The sequence below is a fragment of the Gottfriedia luciferensis genome (assembly GCF_002156865.1).
Taxonomy (GTDB): Bacteria; Bacillota; Bacilli; order Bacillales; family Bacillaceae_G; genus Gottfriedia; species Gottfriedia luciferensis.
The window spans coordinates 409,161-434,555 of record NZ_NCTA01000001.1 but is presented as its reverse complement, the minus strand read 5'-3'; the positions used below and the strand labels follow the sequence as shown (position 1 = coordinate 434,555).

The following is a 25,395-nucleotide window of genomic DNA, read 5'->3' as shown; positions in this document are numbered from 1 at the left end:
TTTATAAAATATTCGTGATTTGAGGTGCTGCATGAAAATTAGAAGAAGCTCTCGTCTTGTGGGAATGACACATTATTTATTACATCATCCGCAACAGTTAGTATCATTAACATTTTTTGCTGATTTATATGCATCTGCAAAATCTTCGGTAAGTGAAGACTTAGGGATTATTAAGCAGACGTTCGAACAGCAAGGAATTGGAACGCTATTAACTGTGCCTGGAGCAGCAGGTGGTGTAAAATATATACCTAGTATAAGTAATCAAGAAGTAAATACTTTAATTGAAGAATTATGTGAATTACTTCAAAAACCAGATCGTGTGTTGCCAGGCGGATACTTATATATGACTGATCTACTAAGTAACCCTAACTATGTAAATAGTGTTGGCCGTATATTTGCTTCAATATTTGGAAATCAAAAAGTAGATATTGTTATGACAATTGCAACAAAAGGGATTCCATTAGCATATGCAGTAGCAAACTATTTGAATGTTCCAGTTGTAATTGTTCGTCAAGATAACAAAGTTACTGAAGGTTCAACTGTAAGTATTAATTATGTTTCTGGTTCTTCAAAACGTATACAGACGATGGCGTTAACAAAAAGAAGCATTGAGCCTGGGGCAAATGTATTAATTATCGATGACTTTATGAAAGCTGGCGGTACAATCACCGGTATGAAGAATTTACTGAAGGAATTTCAGGCAAATGTCGCAGGTATTGGTGTATTAGTTGAAGCGGTAAATATTGAGGAAAGATTAGTGGAAGATTATATTTCGCTTGTCAAATTATCTGAGGTAAATGAAAGAGAACAACTTATTCGAGTTGAAAAAGGTAATTTCCTAGATGATTCGTTTATTAAAACTGAAAACATATAATCAGCTAATAAAGAAGGGAAAGATTACATATGCAAATCATTCATACTGATCATGCACCAAAAGCAATTGGACCATATTCACAAGCGGTAATTGCGAATGGTCTTTTATACACTTCTGGACAAATACCGTTAACAGTAGATGGAACAATTGTCCCGGGTGGTATTGAAGAACAAACAAAACAAGTATTTGCAAATCTGAAAGCAATTTTAGAAGAAGCGGGTACGGATTTGTCAAAAGTAGTTAAAACTACTGTGTTTTTACAAGATTTATCTATGTTTGTTGATTTTAATGGTATTTATGAAGAATTCTTTAATGGTCATAAACCAGCAAGAAGCTGTGTAGAGGTAGCGAAATTACCTAAAGATGTACTAGTAGAAATTGAATGTATTGCAATGATTTAAAAACCTGAAACTTTTTTTCAGGTTTTTTTTTATAAATTCCTAAATTTTACATAAATAATTCCGATAAATTAGGTGAGGCCTCTGTTTTAACAAATATATTTTAAAAATTGAATAAATTACATAAAAAATTTTCCAAAAAGAAGGAAATTTTTGATAATTGTTGAAACTAACTAGTAATGGTTAAAGATGAAAAAGGTGGTGAACAAGATGGAAGTGACAGACGTAAGACTACGCCGCGTAAACACGGAAGGTCGTATGAGAGCTATTGCATCAATTACTTTAGATCATGAATTTGTCGTTCACGATATTCGTGTAATCGATGGCAATAACGGTTTATTTGTAGCGATGCCAAGCAAACGTACTCCGGATGGAGAATTCCGTGATATCGCTCATCCGATTAACTCTTCAACTCGAAGCAAAATACAGGATTCTGTATTAGCTGAATATCACCGCGTAGGTGAGTTAGAAGAAGACTTTGAAGAAGCAGGTGCTTCTTAAAAATATGACTAAAAAGAACCCGTTAATGTATAATGGGTTCTTTTTTTATGGTATAATAAAATGGATGTATTTTGAGGAAAAATATTAAAATTAGCATTTTAAACTAGTTTATATAGGTATTTAGATTGATGGGGGATGACTATGTCAAATAAGTATGCGATTGTTCTAGCTGCAGGAAAAGGTACTAGAATGAAATCAAAATTATATAAAGTACTTCATCCTGTTTGTGGTAAGCCTATGGTTCAACATGTAGTAGATCATGTGAAATCGGTTGGCGTACAAAATATAGTAACTGTTGTTGGTCACGGAGCAGAATTAGTCAAAACACAATTAGGTGAAAATAGTGATTATGCTTTACAAGCTGAACAATTAGGAACTGCACATGCTGTCATTCAAGCAGCACCACTTTTAAAGGATAAAGAAGGAACTACTTTGGTAATATGTGGTGATACACCATTAATTTCACCAGAAACGATTGAAGCTCTATTCAAAGAGCATGAAAGATTACAGGCAAAAGCTACCATTTTAACAGCTCATCTTGAGGATTCAACAGGTTATGGTAGAATAATTAGGGGCGAAAATGGTTCTGTTGTTAAAATTGTAGAGCATAAGGATGCAAATCCTGAAGAGCTTGCAATTCAAGAAATTAACACAGGTACATATTGTTTCGATAATAAAGCTTTATTTGATGCGTTAAATGAGGTAAATAACGATAATTCACAAGGTGAGTATTACTTACCAGATGTTATTGAGATTTTAAAAGAAAAAGATGAAGTAGTAGCTGCATATAAAACATCTAATTTTGATGAAACGTTAGGTGTTAATGATCGTTATGCATTATCTATTGCAGAATCATTAATGAGAAAAACGATAAATAAAAAGCATATGTTGAACGGAGTAACGATTATTGATTCAGCAAGCACTTATATCTCTGCAGATGCAGTAATTGGTTCTGATACAATTATTTACCCTGGTACAATGATATACGGAAATAGTATAATTGGTTCAGATTGTACAATAGGTCCAAATACCGAAATTATTGATAGTGAAATTGGTAATGAGACATCGATTAAACAATCCGTTGTACATGAAAGTAAAATTGGTCATTCAACAACTGTTGGGCCTTTTGCACATATTCGTCCAGCATCAACTTTAGGTGATGAAGTAAGAATCGGTAACTTTGTTGAAACTAAGAAAGTTACTTTCGGCAACGGCAGTAAAGCTTCTCATTTAAGCTATATTGGTGATGCTGAGGTTGGTCAAGGTGTAAATCTTGGTTGCGGCTCAATCACTGTTAATTATGATGGCAAAAACAAATTTAAAACAATCATTGAAGACGATGTATTCGTTGGTTGTAATTCAAATTTAATTGCGCCTGTTACGGTGAAAAAGGGTTCATATATTGCAGCTGGTTCAACAATTACAAACGATGTTCCAGAAGACTCACTAGCGATTGCAAGGGCAAGACAAGTGAACAAAGAAGGTTACTATAAAAATTAATTATAGATACAAAGAAAAGAAAAAAAAGCGGAGGGTACACGAAACATGCCTAATCATTATCCAGACAAGCATTTAAAAGTATTTACTCTAAATTCGAATCCTAAATTAGCGGAAGAAATTGCAAAGCACATTGGCGTAGAGCTTGGTAAATGTTCGGTTTCTCGTTTTAGTGACGGAGAAGTGCAAATTAACATAGAGGAAAGTATCCGTGGATGTGATGTATTTATTATTCAATCTACAAGCTTCCCAGTAAATGAAAGTATCATGGAATTATTAATTATGATTGATGCATTAAAACGTGCGTCAGCAAAAACAATTAACATCGTAATTCCTTACTACGGTTACGCTCGTCAAGATCGTAAAGCTCGTTCACGTGAGCCAATTACATCTAAATTAGTTGCAAATCTTCTTGAAACAGCTGGATCTACTCGAGTGATCACACTTGATTTACATGCTCCACAAATTCAAGGATTCTTTGATATTCCAATTGATCACTTATTAGGTGTACCTATCCTTTCTGACTATTTTAGAAAAAAACAGCTTGAAGATATCGTAATTGTTTCTCCTGACCATGGTGGAGTAACAAGAGCTCGTAAAATGGCTGATCGTCTTAAAGCTCCAATTGCAATTATTGATAAACGTCGTCCAAAGCCAAATGTTGCTGAAGTTATGAATATTATCGGTAATATTGAAGGCAAAACGGCTATCTTAATTGATGATATTATTGATACAGCGGGTACAATCACTCTTGCTGCTAATGCATTAGTAGAACACGGTGCAAAAGAAGTTTATGCATGTTGTACGCATCCTGTATTGTCTGGACCGGCAATTGATCGAATCGAAAACTCTTGTATTAAAGAATTAGTTGTTACAAATTCAATTTGTCTTACTGAAGATAAAAAGACTGAAAAGCTAGTTGAGCTATCAGTTGCAGGCTTATTAGGTGAAGCAATTATTCGTGTATACGAAGAACAATCAGTAAGTACTTTATTTGATTGATCATCTAAATAAATTTACATCTTTACTTTAAAATGAAAAGAGGGCGTAACCAGAAGTGGTTACGTCTTTTCGTAATATAACTGAGGTTAGAATGGAGGGAAAATTGAAATGAAAATGTTTGTAGGTTTAGGTAACCCAGGTAGGGAATACGAAAGAACGAGACACAATATTGGGTTTATTGCGATAGATGAATTAGCTCACCGTTGGGGCTTTTCATTAAACCAACAAAAATTTAATGGTATTTACGCATCTGGAATTGTGAATGGTGAGAAAGTATTTTTAGTAAAACCTTTAACCTATATGAATCTGTCTGGAGAGTGTGTAAGACCTTTCGTTGATTATTTTGGAGTCGAATTAGAGGATTTAGTTATTTTATATGATGAAATGGATATCCCAACAGGTAAGCTGCGTTTACGCACAAAAGGTAGTGCTGGTGGTCACAATGGCATTAAATCTCTTATTCAACATTTAGGCACGCAAGAATTCCAGCGAATCCGTATTGGTGTCGATCGCCCTTCTAATGGAATGAGTGTAGTTAACCATGTTCTATCAAATTTTTATGAAGAAGAAGTTGCTGAAGTAGTAGATGGAGTGAAAAGAGCAGCGGATGCATGTGAATACTTCTTAAAACATTCTTTCGTAGATGTAATGAATCAATATAATAAAAAATAAAAAACAGGAATTTACGCTTCCATATTGAATAAGTATAGTTAGTACAAACCATACTGTATATATGAATTTTTTAAGTATGGAGGCAGTAATGGAATTATTAGAATGTCAGTGTCGGTATTGCCGTAAACATATAGGTAGATTTGAAAAAGAGCAATTGTTACAAATTTCATCTTCATATTGTCATTCATTTGAAGAAGAATTAAGTGATTTTGTAAATTTTATTCAATCTCCTAATCAAGTATTTTATATTGTGTGCGAGGATTGTGAAATGACCCTATCTGAGTTTCCACATTACCATGAATATAAGAATTTCATAAATTAAATTGCCTTTGGTTTTTAACTGAGGCGTTTTTCTGTTTAAATTTCTAAATAAATATAAACTTCAACTAAGATTTAATTTTATGCTTAGATTGACTGATAGGGGAGATCGACTTCGTGATTGGTTTAATTGAACAATTTAACCAGTATAAAGATATTAAAAAAATTATAAATGGATTAAAAAGTGGACTGAAAGAACAATTAGTTACAAATTTAACGGGGTCTGCTAAAACGTTGTTATCGGCCGCTGTTTTTAAAGAAACTGGACAAACACAGTTAATTGTAACGAATAATCTTCTTCAAGCTCAAAAAGTAACAGAAGACTTAAAATCAGTAGTAGGGGAAGAAAAAGTATTTTTATATCCTGCGAATGAATTAATTGCTTCAGAGATTGCTGTATCAAGTCCAGAGCTAAGATCACAAAGATTAATTGCATTAAATAGTCTAATGATGAAGAAACCAACAATCGTTGTTACACCAGTATCAGGATTGATTGGTTATTTGCCATCACCTGAGCTATGGGCTAGCTATCAGTTGAATTTTGAAATTGGTGAAGAAATTGACTTGCCGAATATGATTTCAAAGTTTGTTCAAATGGGCTATGAACGTGTTGGAATGGTCGAAAGTAAAGGTGAATTTAGTGTACGTGGTGGGATTCTTGATATTTACCCATTAACATATGAAGACCCTATTCGAATTGAACTGTTCGACACAGAAATTGATTCGATTCGTTCATTTTCGCCTGATTCTCAAAGGTCGATTACGAAATATGAAACAGTCCAAATCGGTCCAGCGACTGAAAGGATTATTTCAAAGGCTGATTTACAAATAGGCGTACACCGAATTGAACAAGCTTTTAAGACAACTCTATCAAAAATAAAGGATCAGCAGTTAAAAGAATTACTTGCTGAAAAAGTAACTTATGACATTGAGCAACTAAAACAAGGTCAATTAATTGATCAAATATATAAATATTTTGGCCTAATCTATGAAAACCAATTTAGTTTACTAGATTATATTTCAAAAGAATCAATTGTTGTAATCGATGAGATTTCGAGGGTTCATGAGATTGTTGAACAACTGAAAAAAGACGAAGCAGAGTGGTATACATCTTTATTAGCAGAAGGAAATGCTTTGCAAGGGGTAACTTTTTCACACGAATTTTTCCAATTGCTACAATCAAGAAAGCGCCAACAAATTCATACTAGTCTTTTTCCTAGAAGAGTTCCTCACACTCATCCAGAACAGGTTGTTTCGATCCAGTGTAAATCAATGCAAGAATTCCATGGTCAAATGAATCTGTTAAAAAATGAGTTGGAACGTTGGAAGAAAAATAAGTATACGATTGTCATGCTAGGTGAAAGTGATGAAAGAACATATAAAATAGAAAATATTTTAGCAGATTATAAAATGGAAGGGAAAATTGTCTCTTCGTTTGAACAAATAAAAAATGGTGAAGTTTACATCATGAAGGGCGATCTTCTTTCTGGTTTTGAACTACCATTGGAAAAGTTTGTTCTAATAACTGAACGTGAACTTTTTACAAAAAAGGTTAAAAAGCAAAAGCGTATTAATTCGAAATTATCAAATGCAGAACGAATTAAAAATTACTCTGAATTAAAAGTTGGAGATTATGTCGTTCATGTGAATCATGGTATAGGTAAATTTTTAGGGATTGAAACATTAGAAATTAATGGCATTCATAAAGACTATTTACATATTCGATACCATGGTGAGGATAAATTATTTGTACCAATTGAGCAAATCGATCAAGTACAAAAATATGTTGGATCTGAAGGTAAAGAGCCGAAGATTTATAAGCTTGGTGGAACTGACTGGAAAAAAGTTAAGAAAAAGGTTGAAGGATCTGTACAGGATATTGCTGATGATTTAATTAAACTTTATGCTGAACGCGAAGCTTCAAAAGGATACGCTTTTTCACCAGATGGTTTAGAACAACAGGAATTCGAGTCTTCATTTCCTTATCAAGAAACGGATGACCAGTTACGATCAATTAATGAAATTAAAAAAGACATGGAAAGAGAACGTCCAATGGACCGATTGCTTTGTGGTGACGTAGGATATGGAAAAACTGAAGTAGCGATTCGAGCTGCTTTTAAAGCAATTGTTGAAGGAAAACAAGTTGCGTTTCTAGTGCCTACTACAATTCTAGCACAGCAGCATTTTGAAACATTGAGAGAAAGATTCCAGGACCATCCAATAAATATTGGGTTATTAAACAGATTCCGTTCACGTAAACAGCAGCTAGAAACAATGAAAGGTTTAAAAGAAGGCTCAGTTGATATAGTTGTTGGAACGCATCGTTTACTTTCTAAAGACATTCAGTATAAAGATTTAGGCTTATTAATTATTGATGAAGAGCAGCGTTTTGGCGTTTCGCATAAAGAAAAAATTAAACAGCTTAAAGCAAATATTGACGTTCTAACATTAACTGCTACTCCAATTCCGCGTACATTACATATGTCTATGCTTGGGGTAAGAGATTTATCAGTAATTGAAACGCCTCCAGAAAACCGTTTCCCGGTCCAAACTTATGTAGTTGAATATAATGCGGCATTAGTAAGAGAAGCGATTGAAAGGGAGCTTGCACGTGACGGTCAAATCTACTTCTTATATAACCGTGTAGAAGATATTGAACGAATGGCTGAACAGATTTCAATGCTAGTACCAGATGCGAAAGTAGCTGTAGCTCATGGCCGAATGAATGAAGGTGAACTGGAATCAGTAATGTATGCCTTTTTAGATGGTCAATACGATGTGTTGGTAAGTACAACAATTATTGAAACAGGTGTAGACATTCCAAATGTTAATACATTAATTGTGTATGATGCGGATCGTATGGGACTATCGACACTCTACCAATTGAGAGGACGTGTTGGACGTTCAAATCGAGTGGCATATTCTTACTTCACATATAAACAAGACAAAGTATTAACGGAAGTAGCTGAAAAGAGATTACAAGCAATTAAAGAATTTACTGAGCTTGGTTCAGGTTTTAAAATTGCGATGCGAGATCTTTCGATACGTGGAGCAGGAAACCTACTTGGGGCACAACAGCATGGATTTATTGATTCTGTCGGATTTGATTTATATTCGCAAATGTTAAAAGATGCAATTGAGCAACGTAGAGGTGTTAAGAAAGAAGATTTAATTTCAATTGAAATAGATATTGAAGTAGATGCATATTTACCTGATACGTATATCCAAGATAGCAAGCAAAAAATTGAGATGTACAAACAGTTCAGAGGTATTGAAACGTTTGAGGAATTAAATGATCTACAAGACGAATTAATGGACCGCTTTGGAGATTTCCCAGTAGAAGTCGGTTATCTCTGCCAAGTTGCACATATCAAGCTTTTAGCGAATGCAGAAAAGATTGAACTGATTAAGCAAGTTAAATCTGAAGTGAGTGTTTATTTCTCTGAGAAAGCAAGTGCGAATATCGACGGTGCGAAGTTATTCCAATTATGTAATTCATTCGGTAGAGGGATCGGCCTAGGAATGGAAGGGTCTAAATTAAAAATTACGCTAGACGTAAAAGGAAAAAATCCAGCTGATTGGTTAACTACTTTAGAAGGTTTAATTAGTGGATTGAAAAATGTTAAAAAAGAAAGTGTGAATGCTTAAGGGCAGGAATAAGGAAAGCAGGATTTTAGGGTGCTTCACTCACGTCAAAAACTAGAATCCTGCAGAAGCAATTATCTTTTTTAGCCCTAAAGTTTTTTAAAATAGCAATAAATGTTACCAAAAAGTGCTTACAATACTATATTTTTAGTAAAGGTGTTAAAAAATCTCACTTATTTTGTATAGAACTTTCGTTGTGAAGGATACTATCATTAATTAAGGGTGACCTTACCTCATTGTCACTCGGATATCTTTCATCAACGTAGACATGCAAGTAAGTGAGGAGGCGCTTTACAAGTATGAAAGCAACAGGAATTGTTCGTCGTATTGACGATTTAGGTCGAGTAGTAATACCGAAAGAAATTAGGAGAACTTTACGGATTCGTGAAGGTGATCCATTAGAAATATTTGTAGACCGAGATGGAGAAGTCATTTTAAAGAAATATTCACCGATTAGTGAATTAAGTGATTTTGCTAAAGAATACGCCGATGCATTGTATGATACACTTGGACATACTGTCATAATCAGTGACCGTGATTCAGTGGTAGCAGTTGCAGGAGCTTCTAAAAAAGAATACTTAAACAAAAATATCGGTGATATTATTGAAAAAACGATGACAGATCGCAACTCAAAAGTAGTTAGCGAGCCTGGGGAAGCTTCATTTATTGAAAGTGTGATTGAAAAATATCAATCCTACGCTGTAGGAGCGGTCATTGCTAGTGGAGATCCAATTGGAGCAATGGTTATCTTTTCGAAAGACAAAACAATTTCTGAAGTCGAAAAGAAAGCAATTGATACAGCAACTAACTTCTTAGCAAGACAAATGGAGCAATAGATTATTAATTAGGCCGGTAAAAGTTTTGAACAATTACTGGCCTATTTTTTTATTGTTCCTGTGTTCCTTATCTACTTAAGTATTGCTTTTAAATTGAACCATTCCTTACCAAAAATGGAAAAGGGGTGGTTTTTCTTTTGCCAACTCTTTACATAAACCCTAAAAGTGTAATACATTAAAGGGTGAACCGTCTATTAAAGGAGTTGTTATCCTTTTGCAAAAAGCTAAGCAAAAAGCAGCCTTACAAGGGGCTTTATTCATAACAATAGCATCTTTATTATCAAAAGTATTAAGCGCATTTTATAAAATTCCATATCAAAATATTGCGGGAGATTTAGGTTACTATATTTATCAACAGGTATATCCTGTGTACGCAATTGCTTTAGCTTTTTCTACTTATGGATTTCCATTAGTTTTATCATCTTACGTAGCTGAACGATACGCTAAAAAAGATGAAAAAGGTGCTAAAGATTTAGTGTACGCAACATTTTTGATGTTGTTAGTCATTGGTATATTATGTTTCTTAACGTTGTACATAGGAAGTAACAGCATAGCTAAATTTATGCGTGATGAACATCTAGCAATGTTAATAAGAGTAGTCAGTATAGGTTTCTTATTCGTACCAATTACATCAGCATTTCGTGGATATTATCAAGGTCTAGGTGATATGGGGCCAACATCGGTAAGTCAAGTTATTGAACAATTGATTCGAGTTATTACGATTTTAGTTCTATCACTTTATTTAATGCAAACGACTGACAATTTATATATTGTTGGTGCTGGAGCAGTTTCAGGCTCAATTTTAGGGAGTATAGCAGCAATCTTGTATTTCTTTTATTGGGTATCTTTCCGTGGCTCTGGTTTAACAATTCCATCATTTAGTTTGCTTAAAACGTATCGATTGGAATTAAAAACGATTTTGTATCAAGGTATTTTACTAAGTTTAAGTAGTTTAGTACTTGTATTTATTCAATTTATAGACTCAATCTCTTTTTATCCATTACTAGTGCAATACGGTTACCACGTTGAAGGTGCAAAATTAGTAAAGGGTATTTATGACCGTGGATTTCCACTAATTCAATTGGGATCGGTCATTGCTTCATCGTTTTCACTTGCTCTAATTCCTTATCTATCTAGTGAATTGGTTCGTAAAGAGCACAATTCAATAAATAATCGAATATCAGGTGCTATCAGAGTAAGTATTGTCGTTGGAGCGGCTGCGACAATCGGTTTAATTTCAATTATTCACCCAACAAATATAATGCTTTATCGAAATGATTTAGGCACGGATGTCCTTACCGTACTATGTATGTCTATCTTTTTTGCTGGTGTATCAATTACTACTTCTTCAATTGCGCAAGGGTTAGGAAAGAGTTTAATACCAGCGTTAAATGTATTTGCCGGTGGGTGTGTTAAGTTTATCGGGAATGTTATTTTAATGGAGCAAATAGGCTCTAAAGGGGCGGCTTATTCAACAGTAGTTGCTTTAGTAATCGTAACAATTTTGAATCTAGCTTATATCTACAAATTATCGAGAGTAACATTCTTTGGTTTCAAATTTATTATAAAATTGTTAGTTGCACTGGCAATTATGTATGGATGTGTTTACGGATACGAATTTGTTTTTGAAAAATATGCAATGTTTATTAACCCACTACGTTTAAGAATGTTAGTCGAAGCATTAACATCTGCGTTAATAGGAGCAATAGCATTTGCGATCGTTTTAATTAAAATTAAGTTGTTTACAGTAGAAGAGCTAAGCTCAATCGTTAAAAGTGAAAAATTACAAAAGTGGCTCTCTTAAACGAACAGGAGGAGCAAAATGAACAAGATTACAGTTTTAGGTTTAGGTGCGGGAGATCTTAATCAACTTCCATTTGGAATTTATAAAGTGTTACAAAAAACTGAAAATCTTTATTTACGAACAAAAGACCACCCTGTTATTGAAGAATTACAAAAAGAAGGATTAACTTTCCAATCATTTGATGAGATTTATGAAAAACACGATCGTTTTGAAGATGTATATCAAGAAATTGTTCATTTGTTAGTAAAAGCATCTGAATTGGAATCTATTACATACGCAGTACCTGGACATCCTCTAGTTGCTGAAAAAACGGTTCAATTGTTAATCGAACTTGCAGAAAAAGGAGACATTCAATTAGAGATTAAAGGTGGACAAAGCTTCTTGGATGCAATGTTTACTAGTTTAAAAATTGATCCGATTGAAGGATTCCAGTTTATTGATGCAACTGATTTAGAACAGGAATATATAACATTTAGGCAACATTTAATTATTTGCCAAGTTTATGATCAAATGACTGCATCACATGCAAAATTAAAATTGATGGAGCAGCTACCAGATGATTATGAAGTCGTAATTGTGACAGCGGCAGGTAGTAAAGATGAACAAATAAATCGAGTGCCATTGTTTGAATTGGATCGCGATACATCGATCAACAATTTAACGAGTGTATATGTACCACCAGTTAAGAATGAAGAAGATTTATATCACCAATTTGAAACACTACGTTCTGTAGTTGCTACTTTAAGAGGGCCTGATGGATGTCCATGGGACCAAAAACAAACTCATGAATCATTAAAGAAATACTTATTAGAAGAGGCATATGAGTTACTAGAAGCGATTGATGAAGAAGATGATGATCATATAATCGAAGAGCTTGGAGATGTATTACTTCAAGTAATGCTGCATGCTCAAATCGGTGAAGATGAAGGCTACTTCTCAATTCAAGATGTCATTAAAGGGCTAGTAAGCAAACTAATTTATCGCCATCCACATGTGTTTTCAAATGTTCATGTTAATGATGAAGAAGATGTAGTAAAAAACTGGCAGGAATTAAAGCAAGCCGAAAAAGGTCATGTAATTGAATCTGTTTTATCTGGTATACCGAAAGAACTTTCAGGACTATTAAAGGCAGAGAAGCTTCAAAGCAAAGCTGCTAAGGTAGGGTTTGATTGGAAGGAAATCTCACCAGTAGTTGATAAAGTGAGAGAAGAGCTTTCTGAGGTACTAGAGGCTATTCAATCAAAAGAACAACCTAAGATTGAGGCAGAACTAGGTGATTTATTATTTAGTATTGTTAATTTAGCTCGCTTTATTGATGTAAATCCTGAGGAAGCAATCTTAAAAACAAATATGAAGTTTACGAAACGTTTTCAATATATTGAATCAAGACTGAAAGAAATAAATAAAACATTTACTGATGTATCGCTAGAAGAAATGGATGAGATATGGAATGAAGCAAAAAAATTCGAATAATCTCTAATAAATGAGAATCGAGGAGAATAGATATGAGACTTGATAAATTTTTAAAAGTATCGAGAATTATTAAACGCCGTACACTTGCTAAAGAAGTAGCTGATCAAGGAAGAATAACGATAAATGGTGCAGTTGCAAAAGCATCTACTGAAGTCAAAGTAAATGATGAATTAAAAATTCGTTTTGGACAAAAAATCGTAACGGCAAAGATTAATTTACTTAAAGAAACAGTTCGAAAAGAAGAAGCAGATGCGATGTATACAATAATAAGCGAAGAAAAACTATCAGATAGCTTGTTCTAAAAATGTTGTCCCTTCATATACTTGTACAAATACACTGTATTAACGATTTATCAAAATAGGTACAGTTTATGTAGATGGAGGGACTATTATGAATAACCCGTATGAATTAAATGCGAAAAATACAAACCAAATAATCGAACAAGATCTTTCGTTAAAAAGTAGAAGATATCTTGAAATTACTGGAGTAAAGCAGGTAGAAAGCTTTGACAGTGAGGAGTTTTTATTAGAAACTGCTTTAGGTTTTTTGCATATTAAAGGCCATAATTTACAAATGAAAAACCTCGATGTAGAAAAAGGTCATGTAGCGATAAAAGGAAAAATAAATGAACTTTGTTATATTGACGAGTACAATTCGGGGAAAGCTAAAGGAATCTTTAGCAAGCTATTTAAATGAGCCTAAACGTTCAGTTCTACTCAATGATAGCGATGGTCGGTATGGGTGCCTATCTTGGTATGGCACTGGATACATACCATCGTTTTTTAAATCGAGGGATTCGAAACCGATTAATTGTATTTGCGACGGATATATTATTTTGGATATTTCAAGCTTTACTAGTTTTTTACGTATTGTACCTAGTGAATGAAGGGGCGTTAAGGTTTTATTTATTATTGGCTTTATTGTGTGGTTATGCTGCATACCAAAGTTTAATCCAATCAATTTATAAAAAAATACTAGAATTTGTTATTCAGCTAATCATTAGACTCTATCGAATCGTTGTGACGCTGATTGTAACTTTTCTTGTTAAGCCAATTAAGTGGATCATTCAAGTTATTATCGTTTTAATTTTATTTATTTATGGTGTCCTTATTCGACTTATCCGTTTACTTTACAACGTTGTCCTATCAATTCTATTGTTTTTCGGCAGAGTATGTTGGTTTTTCGTGCCAAAACAAGTCAAAAACTATTTAATTCAATTTAAAGGAGTTTTCGGAAAATTCAAGAATATCTTCCTTACTACTATTAAAAAAGTAAAAGATCTTTTAGATAGGAGGAAGAAATAGGTGGAGCATGCGAGAAAGTTGGATTTAACTAGACAAGTTCAGGATAAGCAAACGATTGTTTTGGTTGAGGAACAAAGCGTCACGCCTAAGAAAAGAAGCTTTAAAAAGTTTATCATGCGTGTTTCATTATTTTGTGTTTTTGCATTCCCCCTATTCTTTTTATTACAGGCTCACTATCAATCACAGCAGCTTGACTACTCTTCTAAAATAAAGCAATTAAAACAAGCAAAAGTTGATTTAAAGAAAACAAAAGGTACAGTAGCTGATTCAAAACGAATGATTGACCAGTTGAACGATGATCAATATATTATTGAACTTGCTAGGAAAAATTTGTTTTTTTCTAAAAAAGGAGAAATCGTCTTTCCAAATATTAAGTAATTATCGTTTCATTGACACTTGTTTTTATAATTTTATATAATATAGTAAATCCAGTTAAACATTTTAAGGAGGAGCATTTTTTTTATGTCAATTGAGGTAGGCAGCAAAGTAAGTGGCAAAGTTACAGGAATTACAAATTTTGGTGCTTTCGTAGAGTTACCAGAAGGAGTAACTGGACTTGTACACATTAGTGAAGTGGCTGACAACTATGTTAAAGATATTAACGAACATTTAAAAGTTGGCGATGAAGTTGAAGTAAAAGTAATCAATGTTGAAAAAGACGGTAAAATTGGTCTTTCAATTAAAAAAGCGAAAGAACGCCCACCAGTTAAAGAGGGAGAGCGTGAGCAAAGACCTCGCACAAGCAGACCTTCATACGGTGGAGGAAATGGTGGAGGAAACCGTGGTAAAAACCAAAACCGTTCAGATCAACGTCCAGTTAAAGAAACATTTGATCAAAAAATGAGTAAATTTTTAAAAGACAGTGAAGATCGCCTAGCTTCTTTAAAACGTAATACAGAATCTAAACGTGGCGGTCGCGGAGCTCGTCGAGGTTAATTTTACTACCTTGTTGGGACATAAATGCTTATATAGAACACGCACTCTAAACTGAGTGCGTTTTTGTATGTAAAAAAATATTATTAAATTTTAAAAAACTGTTGACGGGTATTTAGTCCCATGATAATATAAAAATTGTCGTTTGAAGATAATGGCGGTGTAGCTCAGCTGGCTAGAGCGTACGGTTCATACCCGTGAGGTCGTGGGTTCGACTCCCTCCGCCGCTACCATTCCCTTTAACGGCCCGTTGGTCAAGTGGTTAAGACACCGCCCTTTCACGGCGGTAACACGGGTTCGAATCCCGTACGGGTCATACTTTTAACAAAAACGTCTAGTTTCTATAAAGAGGCTAGGCGTTTTTTTATTCGTTAAGAAAGTATAAATCGGCAGCGATGTAGAAAACTCACTTAGTTGCCAATTTAGGAATAAGGTTAAGTGCAACTATTCCCTTGTTTTCGCTTTAATGCTCACCAATCAGCAAGTTTTCTTTCTCTTTACCTATACCCTTTATTCTACTTTTCGATTGACATAAAATTTAATAATTGCGCTTGTTTTACCCTATTAGAGAAATTATGCTGCAAGCTTTCCTCATATTTTGTAAAACAGTTGCGCGTAGATGCTTTTTCCGTCGAAGAAAACCTCTATTTAACATTGTCATTTTGACATATTCCTTCAAGTAGAGAAGTTAAAATATGTTTAATAAACCAAATCGGATGAGGTGGAATTATGACGAAATTGCAAAGAGGGTCTTCAAATACTTCTGCAAGCTTGATCCCTACTAATGGATTTCAAACAGCTTTTCGGCAATCTTCTAAATCTATCAAACCTAAATTAGAGAAAGCGTTATTTGATTGGGGGTTATTAATCTTTATCACGGGATTTTTACTAGGGCGAGCATTAATTCTATCGCATATTCTCCCGTTCGTATTACCTTTTTTTGCCTCTGTTTACATGATGAAGCGCGAACGTACAGGAGTAGCATTTGTTGCGTTAATGATCGGTTCATTAACTGTATCAATTGAAACTGTAAGCTATGCATTTGCCACGGTCATTCTATTTTTTATCCTCAATATTTTCTTTTCAAGAGTTAAACGTCACTATATAGGTCTAGTACCATTTCAAGTGTTTTTATCAGTGTTTATGAGTCACTTATTAATTGCTTATGCATTCCAGCAGGAAGTCTTAATGTATGATGTTTTAATGGCTTCAGTTGAAGCGGGATTAAGCTTCATACTAACAATGATCTTTTTCCAAAGTGTACCTCTGCTAGCGATTCCTAAACGAAAGCAACTATTAGGTGTTGAAGAAATCGTATGTTTAGTTATTCTTCTAGCTTCGGTTGTGACGGGGACAACTGACTGGTATATTCAAGATTTATCTATTCAGCATATTGTAACTAGATACATTGTATTGCTATTTGCATTTGTAGCTGGAGGAACGGTTGGGTGTACAGTAGGCGTTGTAACTGGTTTGATCTTAAGTCTAGCTAGCGTATCAAGTTTATATCAGATGAGTTTATTAGCTTTCTCTGGCTTACTTGGAGGCTTATTAAAAGAAGGTAAGCGATTAGGTGCAGCAGCAGGGCTGTTAATCGGGACTTGTTTAATTAGCTTTTATGCAGAGAAACAATCCGATATTATCTTTTCAATTATTGAATCTGTCATTGCGATTCTATTATTTTTATTAACACCTTCGATTCTTTTAAAACAACTTGCGAAATTGGTGCCTGGTACAGAGGAACACTCGACAGATCAACAACAATACCTACGTAAAATTAGAGATTTGACCGCTAACCGAATTACACAATTCTCAAATGTGTTTGAAGCATTATCTTCAAGCTTTTCACAACCAAGCCAATTTGCCAAAATTGAAGATGAATTAACGGATGAAGAATTATTTATTTGTAGTATTTCAAATAAATGTTGTAATAGTTGCATGAAAAAAGACCACTGCTGGTCTAATAATGGAGACCGAACATATCAATACATGGAGAATATGATGCAGTTAGTAGAGAAGGACAAGCTAATAAAGAATGGCCAATTTATGAGAGAATGGGAAAAATATTGTCAACGTTCTTCAAAAATGGCTGATTTAATGAAGCAAGAAGTTTTCTACTTCCGTGCGAATCAAAGACTTAAAAAACAAGTACAAGAGAGTAGAAGATTAGTTGCTGAACAACTACGTGGCGTTTCAAAAGTAATGGTTGATTTTGCACAAGAAATTCAACGAGAAAAGGAAAATCACCAATTACAAGAGGATCAAATCCTTCAGGCGTTACTAAGCTTTGGAATTGATGTAAGCCAAGTGGAGATTTATAACCTAGAACAAGGAAATATTGATATTGATATTTTAATTCCATTTGAAAATGAGTATGGTGAATGCCAAAAACTTATAGCGCCAATCCTATCGGATATTTTAAAAGAGACTATTGTCGTTTTAAAAGAAGAGCCAGCAACTATTCCAAATGGAGGCAACTATTTAGTTACATTTGGTTCTGATAAGGCATTTGTTATTGAAACCGGAGTTGCAACAGCGGCAAAAGGTGGAGGGTTTATATCTGGAGACGCTTTTAAAATAATGGATGTAGGAGCAGGAAAGCATGCGATTGCGATTAGCGATGGTATGGGGAACGGTGAACGAGCACATATTGAAAGTAATGAGACGCTAAAGCTACTTCAAAAGATATTGAATTCAGGTATTGAAGAAACAGTAGCGATTAAATCAATTAACTCAATTCTTTCGTTACGTACTACCGAAGAGGTGTTTGCTACATTAGATTTAGCGATGGTCGATTTACACGATGCATCCGCTAAGTTTTTAAAAATTGGTTCCTCACCAAGCTTTGTGAAACGTGGAAAACAAGTTATTAAAATTGAAGGTAGTAATCTACCAATTGGCATCATCGACGAGTTTGATGTTGAAGTCGTAAGTGAACAATTAAAAGCCGGAGACCTATTAATTATGATGAGCGACGGGATATTTGAAGGCCCAAGACATGTTGAAAACTATGAAATGTGGATGAAACGTAAAATAAGTGAATTTGAAACTGAAGATCCACAAGCAGTAGCGGAACTATTACTTGAGGAGGTAATCCGTTCAAATACAGGTGATATTAATGACGATATGACGGTAGTAGTTGCTGTTGTCAAACGCAATCTACCAAAATGGTCATCAATCGCATCATACAGTGCAATGGCTTAGTAAAATAAATTAAATAAAGGTTTATCCCCTCCCGTATTTGGACAAAATGGTAACAACTTTTATGCGGAGGGGATTAAGTATGTATAAGGGAAAATTGAAACAAATTCTATTAATAACAGATGGTTATTCAAATCACGGTGAGGACCCATTAGCTGTCTCAAGCTTAGCTCAAGAATATGGTATTACAGTAAATGTAATAGGGATTTTAGATGAGCATGTTCAAAATGGAGATGGTCTAAAGGAAATTGAAGAAATTGCAAAAGCTGGTGGAGGGATTAGTCAAATCGTTTATACGAAGCAACTCTCTCAAACTGTTCAAATGGTAACTAGAAAAGCAATGACTCAAACAATCCAAGGGTTTGTTAATAAAGAATTAAAGCAGATTTTAGGGTCAAATAATTCAATTGAGTCTCTCCCACCTTCAAAGCGAGAAGAAGTTTATGAGGTTGTTGAAGATATTGGAGAAACTGTAGGTTTAGAAGTTATTATTTTAGTAGATACGAGTGCTAGTATGAAAGATAAATTAGATACCGTAAAAGAATCATTATTTGATTTACAAATTAGTTTGAATTCTAGAACAGGTGAAAATGCCTATTCATTATTTATATTTCCAGGGAAACATGATGATGTCGACAAATTATTAGACTGGACACCTAAGTTGGAAAAATTAAATACTATTTTTCCTAAATTAACAATGCGTGGTATGACACCAACAGGTCCTGCTATACGTGAAGCGTTAAATTATTTTAACGAACAAAATTATATTAGAGGTAATAATGACGATGATGAACAGTCAATTGAATGGGCAGATTAATTTAGCGCCTGGGACTCTTATTACTGGAAAGTGGAATAAGAATCAATACAAAATTAAGAGTTTACTTGGAAACGGAGCAAATGGAACAGTTTATCTTGCTTCAGGGAAAGATGGAGAAGTTGCTCTTAAGATGAGTACAGATTCAACAAATATCACAAATGAAGTAAACGTTTTAAAAAAAATCACACAGGTCCAGGATTCCTTCCTTGGACCTTCTTTTATAGATGTTGATGATTATCTAAACCCGAGCTCGAAAGAAAATTACTACTTTTATGTAATGGAATACGTTAATGGTGTAAGTTTACCTCAATTTATAGAGCGGAACGGTATGGAATGGAGTAGCATCTTTATTATTCAATTACTATCCCTATTAGAACAATTGCATCACAAAGGTTTTATTTTTGGTGATTTAAAGACAGATAATCTATTAGTTACAAAAGAGCCAAATAAAATCAGGTGGATCGATTTTGGTGGAGTCACACAAATTGGACGTGCTGTTAAAGAATTTACAGAGTTCTTTGATCGTGGTTACTGGGGTTTAGGCACTAGAAAAGCTGAATTATCTTATGACTTATTTGCTGTCACAATGATCTTTATCCATTTGCACTTAAAAAAGCAATTTATAAAAAATGGACAAGGAATAAAACAAATTGAACAAATAATTGCTCAAACTCAAACTCTTAATCCGTATAAAGATTTTCTAATGAAAGGCTTAAAAGGTGAGTACGTGAGTGCAAGTGCAATGAAGAAATCACTGTTAATGTATGAACAAAAAATAAATGTAACAAAAAAACAGAAGAATAAGAAAGTCCAACCTTCAACTAGTCAGAACCAGTCGATGTATCAAACTAGACAATCCAAAAACCAAAAAAATTCTACTAATCAAACAAGGCAATCAAAACAACAGCATCAGACAGCAAGACAAACTCAGCCTTCTCCAGCAAGAGCGAATGTCCAAGTTAAGCAAAAGAAAAAAAGAATTCATTGGTTTGAAACATCGACGATTCTCTTGTTAATCGGATTGGCATATGCAGTATATTTTTATTACCAGCTTTAATCATAGTACTCCAACGGTGGGAATGTTAACATATAGATATAATTTTGCTTTTCATTAGGAGTATGAATCAATGGTTATGAATCAATTAAAGGACTTTTTAAAACAATATAATATTGGCGCTAAAAGTGTAATCGTTATTGGTGTTTCAGGTGGACCAGACTCGATGGCTTTAGCGCATTCTTTTGTGTCAATTAAAGAAGAATATGAATTTAAAATCATCATTGCACATGTAGACCATATGTTTAGAGGACAAGAATCATTGGATGACTTGGAGTATGTTAAAAATTGGTGCCACTTAAACAATGTTCACTTTGAGGGTGGAAGAATAAATGTAAATAAATATATTGAAGAAACGGGATTAAGTAGTCAGCAAGCAGCAAGAGATTGCCGATATCATTTTTTTGACGAAATCATGCAAAAGCATCAAGCAGATTACTTAGCGTTAGGACACCATGGAGAAGATCAAATTGAGACCATTTTAATGCGCTTAGTAAGAGGGAGCTCTTCAATTGGATACGCTGGTATGAGAGAAAAGAGACCTTTTAGTACCGGAGAAATTATTCGTCCGTTCTTAGAATTGAGAAAGCATGATTTAATTTCATATTGCCATGAAAAAAATATCATACCAAGAAAAGATCCAAGTAATGAAAAAGACGTCTATACAAGAAATCGATTTAGACATCATGTTCTTCCTTTTATCTTTGATGAAAATCCGACTGCACAAAAGCGATTCCAGCAATTTAGTAGACAACAGTTAGATGATGAACTATATTTAATGGAATTAACTGAAGGTATTATGAATACAGTTATAAAAAATAAACAAAAACAAGCAGTCACTATTGATGTGGAGCAGTTTTTAAAAGTGCCTATATCTTTACAAAGAAGATGTATTCAACTAATATTAGAATATGTCTACCTACATATACCTAAAGGCTTGACACAAGGGCATCTTAATTCAATTCTGACTTTATTACAAAGTGAAAAAACCACATGGGAACTAAATTTACCCGAAGGACTCTTAGTCGTACGCTCATATAATGAATGTGTTTTTACATTCGAACAAACGAATGTGAAGTATTATACTATTTCTGTTAATGAGCCAGGGATATACGAGCTTCCAAATGGATTTTCGATAAAAGTTGAATTAAACAATCAATGTCTTGAACCAAAAAACGATACGTTTATTTGTTCTGTCAAGGATGTTTCTTTTCCACTCGTTATTCGGAATCGAAAGAATGGTGATCGAATGTCATTAAAAGGTATGAATGGGTCAAAAAAGTTAAAAGATATATTTATCGATGAAAAAATGAAACAATCATTACGTGATGAATGGCCAATAATTACGGATAGTCAAAATAATATATTATGGGTACCTTTCGTAAAAAAATCTGCATTTGAAAGAAATTTTTCGACAGATGAGTCGCTCATTGCAATACAGGTGGTTTCAAAGAGTTTCTAGGAGGAAAAGATGAAACAAGACATTCAACAAGTATTAGTAAGTGAAGAGGCAATTCAACAAAAAGTAAAAGAATTAGGTGCAGTACTAACAGAAGAGTACAAAGACCGCTTTCCACTAGTAGTGGGTGTTTTAAAAGGAGCTCTTCCGTTTATGTCTGATCTTATCAAGCATATTGATACATATATAGAAATTGATTTTATGGACGTTTCTAGTTATGGACACAGTACAGTTTCTTCTGGTGAAGTAAAAATCGTTAAAGATTTAAATACTTCTGTAGAAGGAAGAGATGTAGTCATTCTAGAAGATATTATCGATAGCGGCCTAACTTTAAATTATTTAGTTGAATTATTTAAACATCGTAAAGCGAATACAGTTAAAATTGTTACTTTATTAGATAAGCCAAGTGGACGTAAAGCGAATATTGAAGCTGATTTAGTTGGCTTCGAAGTACCAGATGCTTTCGTAGTAGGATATGGTTTAGATTATATTGAGCGCTATCGAAATCTGCCATATGTTGGCGTATTAAAGCCTGAAGTTTACACGAAATAAGTCAAGTTTTATTCGTTTGTTTACATTGTTTAACTATGCTACTATATAAAGTAATTAAATTGAAAGAGAGGAGGTTTGGAATTGAATCGAATTTTCCGTAATACAGTCTTTTACATATTAATCTTCTTAGTTGTGATTGGTGTTGTTACATATTTCAATGGGCCAGAATCTCAAGTTAAGAAAGTAAGTTACGATACATTTTATACTAAGTTAGAAAAAGGCGATGTTAGCAGTTTAACATCTATCCAACCTAAAAATGGAGTGTACATAGTAAGAGGTCACTTTACAGATGCAAAAAAAGGCGAATCTTTCCAAACTCAAGTACCAATTAGTGACGAAACGACGAAAATAGTTAATAAAGCGGTAGCAGACTTTAAAACAAAAGCTAATTGGAATCCAGCTGAAACAACAAGTGCATGGGTACAAATCTTTACTTCACTGATTCCATTTGTGATTATTTTCATTCTTTTCTTCTTCTTAATGAATCAAGCACAAGGTGGCGGAAGCCGTGTTATGAATTTCGGGAAGAGTAAAGCTCGTCTATATAATGACGAGAAAAAGAAAGTACGTTTTAAAGATGTTGCAGGTGCTGATGAAGAGAAACAAGAACTTGTTGAAGTTGTTGAGTTCTTGAAGGATCCTCGTAAATTCTCTGAATTAGGTGCAAGAATTCCTAAAGGGGTACTATTAGTAGGACCTCCAGGTACAGGTAAAACATTATTAGCACGAGCTGTTGCTGGAGAAGCTGGCGTTCCTTTCTTCTCAATCAGTGGTTCTGACTTTGTTGAAATGTTTGTAGGGGTCGGTGCTTCTCGTGTTCGTGATTTATTTGAAAACGCGAAGAAAAACGCTCCTTGTATTATATTTATTGATGAAATCGATGCTGTAGGTCGTCAACGTGGTGCTGGATTAGGTGGAGGTCACGATGAGCGTGAACAAACATTAAACCAGTTACTAGTTGAAATGGATGGTTTCGGTGCAAATGAAGGTATTATTATCATCGCTGCAACAAACCGTGCAGACGTATTAGATCCGGCATTACTACGTCCAGGACGTTTTGACCGACAAATTACGGTTGATCGCCCTGATGTTATTGGACGTGAAGCTGTATTAAAAGTACATTCTAGAAATAAACCATTGTCTCCGGAAGTTGACTTAAAAGCAATCGCTCAAAGAACACCTGGATTCTCTGGTGCAGACTTAGAAAACTTATTAAACGAAGCTGCTCTAGTAGCTGCTCGTCGTGATAAAAAGAAAATCGATATGCTTGATATCGATGAAGCAACGGATCGTGTAATTGCAGGTCCTGCTAAGAAAAATAAAGTTATCTCTGAAAAAGAGCGTAAAATTGTTGCGTTCCATGAAGCTGGACATACGGTTATTGGTCAAGTGTTAGATGAGGCTGAAATGGTTCATAAAGTAACAATTGTACCTCGTGGTCAAGCTGGTGGTTATGCAGTAATGCTTCCAAAAGAAGATCGTTACTTTATGACAAAACCAGAATTACTAGATAAAATTACAGGTCTACTTGGTGGACGTGTTGCTGAAGAAGTAGTGTTTGGTGAAGTAAGTACAGGAGCTCATAATGACTTCCAACGTGCAACAGGTATTGCTCGTCGTATGGTTACTGAGTTCGGTATGAGCGATAAACTAGGTCCATTACAATTTGGTCAATCTCAAGGAGGGAATGTATTCCTTGGTAGAGACTTTAACAATGAGCAAAATTACAGTGATAAGATTGCTTATGAAATTGACGTAGAGATCCAAACAATTATTAAAGAGTGTTATGCAAAAGCTACTGATATTATTAAGAAACATCGTGATAAATTAGACTTACTTGCTAATACTTTATTAGAAGTTGAAACATTAGATGCAAAAGGAATTAAGAGTCTTTGGGAACAAGGTACGCTTCCAACATCTCCAGCTTCAACTGATGAGGTTAAAGTTAACATTGCTCCTAAAAAGGACGATGAGCCAACTGAGCCAAAAATTACTGAATAATAATAGAGAGTGTCTTTATAGACACTCTTTCTTTTGTTTTTAGGCTATTCTATAGTTTCTGGAAATGTCGGTAAGTTTTAAAAGCTGCTAGGTAGGAAAGTATTTCAAAAAATCTTTTTTCAACCTTAACTTGCATTTTCTCAATTCTGTTTTAAAGAGAAAGCATCTATTTTCAAACTAGGAATGACTTGTGTTATCATTATTTTTATAGTGATAAAATACGTGCTAAAAACTAAAAATATAAAATAAAACCAGTATTATTTTCGAAATGGAGAGACGGTGGATTATATGTTATTTGTAATTGATGTTGGAAATACAAATACTGTTCTAGGTGTTTATCAAGAAGATGAATTGATTCATCATTGGAGAATTGAAACGAATCGATATAAAACAGAAGATGAATACGGTATGGTCATTGGTTCTTTACTAAAATATGCAGGTATAGGTTTCGATGAGTTTCATGCAGTTATTATTTCTTCAGTTGTCCCTCCAATTATGTTTTCGTTGGAAAGAATGGCAACTAAATACTTTAAACAAAAGCCTTTAATTGTAGGTCCTGGTATTAAAACGGGCTTAAACATTAAATATGACAACCCGAAAGAAGTAGGTGCAGACCGAATTGTGAACGCGGTCGCTGGTATTGCGCAATATGGAAGCCCACTGATCATTGTAGATTTTGGCACAGCAACTACATATTGTTATATAGATGAAAATAAAAATTATATTGGTGGAGCAATTGCACCAGGGATAAATATTTCAACTGAGGCACTATATACAAAGGCTTCCAAATTACCTCGAATAGAACTATCAAGGCCTTCTAATATTGTTGGCCGCACAACAGTAGAGGCAATGCAGGTTGGAATTTTGTATGGTTATGTAGGTCAAGTTGAAGGTATTGTAAAACGAATGAAAGCTCAAGCTAAAGTAGAACCTACAGTTATAGCAACTGGTGGACTTGCATCATTAATATCTAAAGAATCGGATATTATTGATATAATGGATCCTTATTTAACATTAAAAGGTCTACATTTAATTTATAAACGAAATTCTTAAA

Annotated in this window: 23 protein-coding genes and 2 tRNA genes; all 25 read left to right on the top strand. The window is 34.2% G+C overall.

Annotated features, from left to right (window positions below; all coding sequences use genetic code 11):
- The first annotated feature begins 31 nt into the window (after nucleotides 1-31).
- The 25 genes from purR to B7R67_RS02050 all read left to right on the top strand — a co-directional run bounded on the left by purR (nucleotide 32) and on the right by B7R67_RS02050 (nucleotide 25,394).
- Entirely contained in the window at nucleotides 32-874 is an 843-nt protein-coding gene (gene purR, locus B7R67_RS02170) for a pur operon repressor (RefSeq protein ID WP_088067119.1), read from the top strand.
- Nucleotides 875-903: 29 nt separating this feature from the next.
- Nucleotides 904-1,275, top strand: coding sequence for a RidA family protein (locus tag B7R67_RS02165; protein WP_088067117.1), 372 nt, complete (start codon nucleotides 904-906; stop codon nucleotides 1,273-1,275).
- A gap of 207 nt (nucleotides 1,276-1,482) precedes the next feature.
- Nucleotides 1,483-1,773, top strand: coding sequence for a septation regulator SpoVG (gene spoVG, locus B7R67_RS02160; protein ID WP_056474486.1), 291 nt, complete (start codon nucleotides 1,483-1,485; stop codon nucleotides 1,771-1,773).
- 141 nt (nucleotides 1,774-1,914) lie between these two features.
- On the top strand, nucleotides 1,915-3,273 hold the full coding sequence (gene glmU, locus B7R67_RS02155; protein WP_088067115.1) for a bifunctional UDP-N-acetylglucosamine diphosphorylase/glucosamine-1-phosphate N-acetyltransferase GlmU: 1,359 nt from the start codon (nucleotides 1,915-1,917) through the stop codon (nucleotides 3,271-3,273).
- A gap of 45 nt (nucleotides 3,274-3,318) precedes the next feature.
- Nucleotides 3,319-4,272 carry a ribose-phosphate diphosphokinase gene (locus tag B7R67_RS02150; RefSeq protein WP_088067113.1) on the top strand — a complete coding sequence of 318 codons (954 nt, stop codon included), beginning with the start codon at nucleotides 3,319-3,321 and terminating at the stop codon, nucleotides 4,270-4,272.
- Between the two features lie 108 nt (nucleotides 4,273-4,380).
- Nucleotides 4,381-4,944, top strand: a complete 564-nt coding sequence (gene pth, locus B7R67_RS02145) for an aminoacyl-tRNA hydrolase (protein ID WP_088067111.1) — start codon at nucleotides 4,381-4,383, stop codon at nucleotides 4,942-4,944.
- A gap of 88 nt (nucleotides 4,945-5,032) precedes the next feature.
- Entirely contained in the window at nucleotides 5,033-5,266 is a 234-nt protein-coding gene (locus B7R67_RS02140) for an anti-sigma-F factor Fin (protein ID WP_158095003.1), read from the top strand.
- A gap of 113 nt (nucleotides 5,267-5,379) precedes the next feature.
- A complete protein-coding gene (mfd, locus tag B7R67_RS02135) occupies nucleotides 5,380-8,910 on the top strand; it encodes a transcription-repair coupling factor (protein WP_088067107.1) in 3,531 nt (1,176 codons plus the stop codon).
- Nucleotides 8,911-9,206: 296 nt separating this feature from the next.
- Nucleotides 9,207-9,743 carry a stage V sporulation protein T gene (gene spoVT / locus B7R67_RS02130; RefSeq protein ID WP_088067104.1) on the top strand — a complete coding sequence of 179 codons (537 nt, stop codon included), beginning with the start codon at nucleotides 9,207-9,209 and terminating at the stop codon, nucleotides 9,741-9,743.
- 214 nt (nucleotides 9,744-9,957) lie between these two features.
- Nucleotides 9,958-11,547 carry a putative polysaccharide biosynthesis protein gene (locus B7R67_RS02125; RefSeq protein WP_088067102.1) on the top strand — a complete coding sequence of 530 codons (1,590 nt, stop codon included), beginning with the start codon at nucleotides 9,958-9,960 and terminating at the stop codon, nucleotides 11,545-11,547.
- Nucleotides 11,548-11,565: 18 nt separating this feature from the next.
- On the top strand, nucleotides 11,566-13,020 hold the full coding sequence (gene yabN, locus B7R67_RS02120; RefSeq protein WP_088067100.1) for a bifunctional methyltransferase/pyrophosphohydrolase YabN: 1,455 nt from the start codon (nucleotides 11,566-11,568) through the stop codon (nucleotides 13,018-13,020).
- Nucleotides 13,021-13,052: 32 nt separating this feature from the next.
- On the top strand, nucleotides 13,053-13,322 hold the full coding sequence (locus B7R67_RS02115; protein ID WP_088067097.1) for an RNA-binding S4 domain-containing protein: 270 nt from the start codon (nucleotides 13,053-13,055) through the stop codon (nucleotides 13,320-13,322).
- Nucleotides 13,323-13,410: 88 nt separating this feature from the next.
- Nucleotides 13,411-13,716: a sporulation protein YabP gene (gene yabP, locus B7R67_RS02110; RefSeq protein ID WP_088067096.1), complete on the top strand. Its 306-nt coding sequence runs from the start codon at nucleotides 13,411-13,413 to the stop codon at nucleotides 13,714-13,716.
- Nucleotides 13,713-14,324 (top strand): spore cortex biosynthesis protein YabQ, encoded by a 612-nt coding sequence (gene yabQ / locus B7R67_RS02105; RefSeq protein ID WP_088067094.1) that lies wholly within the window; start codon nucleotides 13,713-13,715, stop codon nucleotides 14,322-14,324. The genes yabP and yabQ overlap by 4 nt, the downstream gene beginning before the upstream one ends.
- A complete protein-coding gene (locus B7R67_RS02100) occupies nucleotides 14,325-14,702 on the top strand; it encodes an FtsB family cell division protein (RefSeq protein ID WP_088067092.1) in 378 nt (125 codons plus the stop codon). It abuts the gene before it with no gap.
- Between the two features lie 84 nt (nucleotides 14,703-14,786).
- Nucleotides 14,787-15,260, top strand: a complete 474-nt coding sequence (locus B7R67_RS02095) for a S1 domain-containing RNA-binding protein (RefSeq protein ID WP_088043548.1) — start codon at nucleotides 14,787-14,789, stop codon at nucleotides 15,258-15,260.
- A 153-nt stretch (nucleotides 15,261-15,413) separates the two neighbouring features.
- Nucleotides 15,414-15,490: transfer RNA gene (locus tag B7R67_RS02090), tRNA-Met, on the top strand.
- A gap of 11 nt (nucleotides 15,491-15,501) precedes the next feature.
- Nucleotides 15,502-15,573 (top strand) — tRNA-Glu (locus B7R67_RS02085).
- 413 nt (nucleotides 15,574-15,986) lie between these two features.
- Nucleotides 15,987-18,461: a stage II sporulation protein E gene (spoIIE, locus tag B7R67_RS02080; protein ID WP_088067088.1), complete on the top strand. Its 2,475-nt coding sequence runs from the start codon at nucleotides 15,987-15,989 to the stop codon at nucleotides 18,459-18,461.
- A gap of 79 nt (nucleotides 18,462-18,540) precedes the next feature.
- A complete protein-coding gene (locus B7R67_RS02075; RefSeq protein WP_235822063.1) occupies nucleotides 18,541-19,275 on the top strand; it encodes a VWA domain-containing protein in 735 nt (244 codons plus the stop codon).
- Nucleotides 19,238-20,332: a protein kinase domain-containing protein gene (locus tag B7R67_RS02070; RefSeq protein WP_235822062.1), complete on the top strand. Its 1,095-nt coding sequence runs from the start codon at nucleotides 19,238-19,240 to the stop codon at nucleotides 20,330-20,332. The genes B7R67_RS02075 and B7R67_RS02070 overlap by 38 nt, the downstream gene beginning before the upstream one ends.
- 70 nt (nucleotides 20,333-20,402) lie before the next feature.
- Nucleotides 20,403-21,791 carry a tRNA lysidine(34) synthetase TilS gene (gene tilS, locus B7R67_RS02065; RefSeq protein WP_088067084.1) on the top strand — a complete coding sequence of 463 codons (1,389 nt, stop codon included), beginning with the start codon at nucleotides 20,403-20,405 and terminating at the stop codon, nucleotides 21,789-21,791.
- Between the two features lie 9 nt (nucleotides 21,792-21,800).
- A complete protein-coding gene (gene hpt / locus B7R67_RS02060) occupies nucleotides 21,801-22,340 on the top strand; it encodes a hypoxanthine phosphoribosyltransferase (RefSeq protein WP_088067082.1) in 540 nt (179 codons plus the stop codon).
- Nucleotides 22,341-22,421: 81 nt separating this feature from the next.
- A complete protein-coding gene (gene ftsH / locus B7R67_RS02055; RefSeq protein ID WP_088067079.1) occupies nucleotides 22,422-24,341 on the top strand; it encodes an ATP-dependent zinc metalloprotease FtsH in 1,920 nt (639 codons plus the stop codon).
- A gap of 288 nt (nucleotides 24,342-24,629) precedes the next feature.
- Entirely contained in the window at nucleotides 24,630-25,394 is a 765-nt protein-coding gene (locus B7R67_RS02050; protein ID WP_088067077.1) for a type III pantothenate kinase, read from the top strand.
- Nucleotide 25,395 lies beyond the last annotated feature (1 nt).